Raw genomic sequence first — 3,163 nt, forward strand, 5'->3', positions numbered from 1 at the left:
CCGCTTTAAATGAAGAGATGGATATGTATTCAACTTGGTGGAGAGAAACGATTGCCATTGTGGGAACAGCAGCCGCCCAAGTCAGTTTCTTATATTTAGGTCTTAATTGTATGTTATCTGGTCACGCCATTTTAGGAACAGGTATTTTAATAGGGGTTGTGACAACACCAGCTGTTTTACAAAAATTTGTCTATTCTACAGGTGTGGCAAGTGGTACAGGAAGTATGATGAAATTTATGACACGTCAAGTGCTGATGAAGAGGAGATGATGAACCGTGTATATCAAAGCAACCGTAACCGTTGTACGAAATTGGAAGCTTATACTGATTGGCATACTGGTTTTGTTTAGTCTCTTCATCTGTTTGATGTGGGGAGGAGGGAGTAAGCCACAAACACCAATGGGGACAGGAACAACAACTGTTCCACCTGAAGTTCTAAAATGGGAACCTACGGTTCGTAAATACGCCCAAGAATTTGGTGTAGAGCCCTATGTACCGTTAATGCTAAGTTTAATTATGCAGGAGAGCGGCGGACGTTTGCTCGATGTCATGCAATCGGCAGAGGGCGCTTTTAACACGAAGTACCCGAAAATTCAAAACGGAATCACAGACCCGGACTACAGCATATGGGCTGGCGTACAAGAATTCAAACATTCTATTACAATAGCAAATGTGCAGAGTCCATCTGATATCAATCGAATAAAATTAGCCCTTCAAACATATAATTTTGGCCCGGGATTTTTGAACTATATTAATAGTAATGGCGGGGAATATACTCTAGAATTAGCGAAAAGTTTTGCCTTAAAAATGGCAAATGGGCGCACACAATGTGGATTCAGAAGTCCATTTTGTTATGGTGATTATAGCTATGTTGAAAAAGTTTTGAAATACTATCAAACGAGTGAAATTGCTGGTGGTGGAGCTGTTGGAGACGAATTTTTTCAAAAAGTTATGGCTGAAGCCATTAAATATAAAGGTTATAAATATGTATTTGGCGGAGCAAGCCCAACTGCAAGTTTTGATTGTAGTGGTTTAACCCAGTGGACATTCCGAACAGCAGGTGTGCAATTAGATCGAACCGCACAAATGCAATGGAATCAAACAAAACGTATCTCTGCTGAAGAAGCAAAGCCCGGAGATTTAGTGTTTTTCCATGGAACATATAATTCAGGGACATATATTACGCACGTAGGTATTTATCAAGGGAATATGCAAATGTATCATGCTGGTGACCCCCTTGATTATGCTGATTTAAATAAACCGTATTGGCAGCAACATCTCGCAGGGTTTGGTCGAGTACAATAACGATGAGAAAGGGTGAATGAAAATGAGACGTAGTATAGCAATTCTGATTTTATCTATAGGTATAGTGATATTAATAGGGTATGCTTGGAAACAAAAAGGGGAGGTGAAAGTATATGAAACAAAATATAAACAAGTTTTGAAAGAAAATACCAGTTTAAAAGAGAAGGTGCAGGCAAAAGAGAACAATGAGGAAACAAAAGTAAAAAAAGATACAGACGCCTTTTTACGAGCCTTCTTTACGTATGATACGTCAAAAGGTGAACAAGGGTGGTCAAAAATTGATGCATATACAACAGAGTCTGTAAGAGGGAAGTTAAAGCCAGCAGGAGAAGAAAAGAAGCCAGAAAAAACACCACCAGAAACAACGATTGTTTCAGCTATAAAAGATGTCAAGTTATACTATACAGCTGTGCAAAATGGTGAGAAAGCGAATGTGTTTTCTAGTGTGTGGATTAATACGACTGTAAACGGTGTAACGAGTACCATGCAAATGGTATTAGATATTGAGATGGTATATAGTCCTGAAAAGAAAAAATGGATTGTAGGAAACATTAGTATCCAACAGCCTTTAGGTGAAGAAGGATATATCAATTAATTATTTTATGCAGAGGGAGTGGTTTATATGAAAATGAAACATGATAGAAATTGGAATGCGCTATTGGATTTACAGTTACAAGGGGAGAAAAAAATCCAAGTATTAAATTTTGTGATGGAACGATTAGATGCGAAAAACCAATTGCATATGACACAAAAAGAAATCGCAGAACAAACACAGGTATCCGAACGCACTGTCAGCGAGACGATGAAGACGTTACAAGAATCTACCTTTTTACAGCGTTTACAGTCGGGTGTGTATGAGGTCAATCAGGCATTTGAATATGAACATCACCTTTCTGAAGAAAAAGGGTTAGCAAAGGGAATGGAAGTGTTACGTGACAATTTACAAACGGTTACAGTAAAAAACGTATTGAATAAAAGTATGAAGGACGTGCAACAACTGATTGAAAGCGATTTAGAAAATCCGAAAGGTTCTACATTGACCAAAGAGGATGTGAAAGAGTTATTAGATCAGCATGTGAAGAGCTTAGAACAAACCCTTCATCAATACTATGAACAGAAAGAGAAGGGGGTTTCGTGGAAAGAAGCCATTCATACCTTAAAAGAAAATGTAAAACAGAGTTATCAAACCTTAAAAGAAACCTTTATGCAAAAAGTGAAACAAAATGTACAAACGGTAAAAGAAGCACCAGGGCAAGTGAAACAGTATACAAAAAATAGATTAATTGATGGAGTAGTTCGTGTAAATAATCTCATCCTTACAAAGAGTCAAGAATTGAATCAAAAACTGGAACAAGCGAGACCGTATCAAAAGGAAACGTTACGAGAAAAGGATAATGAGAAGACGGTTGTACAAGAAAAGGAACAGCTTATAGAAAAAGAAGTGGTGCAAGAAAAAACAGTGGAAGAACCTACTATGCCACAGCCTCTTGAAAAAACCCTCTTAGTAAAACAACAAGCTGAAATACCTACGGATACGATAAAAAAGAATTTTCAAGAAGTGGTAACAGAACAGTTTGAAAAACATCCTGAAGCAACGATGGAAGCATTACGAGAGTATATTGTAGAACAGCATCCGCATATTCATCGAATTGAACAAGTGAATGCGGAAGAATTTGTCACAAGGATTGAAAAAGTATCACATATTTTACTAGTGAACCAACAAGCCAAGATTATAGATCAAAAAGAAGAGTTAGCGGTCATAGCAGAAGAAGTAACAGACGAAAAGCAGGTAGAAAAATTTGCGGATTTAGTGAAGGAAAAACAAGAAGAAATCGTGATGGAAGAAGAGGTTTCAGTGA

At 37.6% G+C, this 3,163-nt stretch carries 4 protein-coding genes; all 4 read left to right on the forward strand.

Features of this window, described 5'->3' with window-relative positions; all coding sequences use genetic code 11:
- A partial coding sequence (locus ACODS7_RS31430; protein WP_488828489.1) for a conjugal transfer protein TrbL family protein occupies positions 1-269 on the forward strand: 269 nt, incomplete at its 5' end.
- Positions 270-275: 6 nt separating this feature from the next.
- Positions 276-1,304 carry a bifunctional lytic transglycosylase/C40 family peptidase gene (locus ACODS7_RS31435; RefSeq protein ID WP_243168593.1) on the forward strand — a complete coding sequence of 343 codons (1,029 nt, stop codon included), beginning with the start codon at positions 276-278 and terminating at the stop codon, positions 1,302-1,304.
- Positions 1,305-1,326: 22 nt separating this feature from the next.
- The gene (locus ACODS7_RS31440; RefSeq protein WP_243168592.1) at positions 1,327-1,899 is read left to right on the forward strand and encodes a hypothetical protein; all 573 of its coding nucleotides are present in this window, start codon (positions 1,327-1,329) and stop codon (positions 1,897-1,899) included.
- 27 nt (positions 1,900-1,926) lie between these two features.
- The coding region (locus tag ACODS7_RS31445; protein ID WP_488828492.1) for a replication/maintenance protein RepL at positions 1,927-3,163 on the forward strand (1,237 nt) is incomplete at its 3' end.

Source organism: Bacillus sp. FG16 (assembly GCF_057809515.1).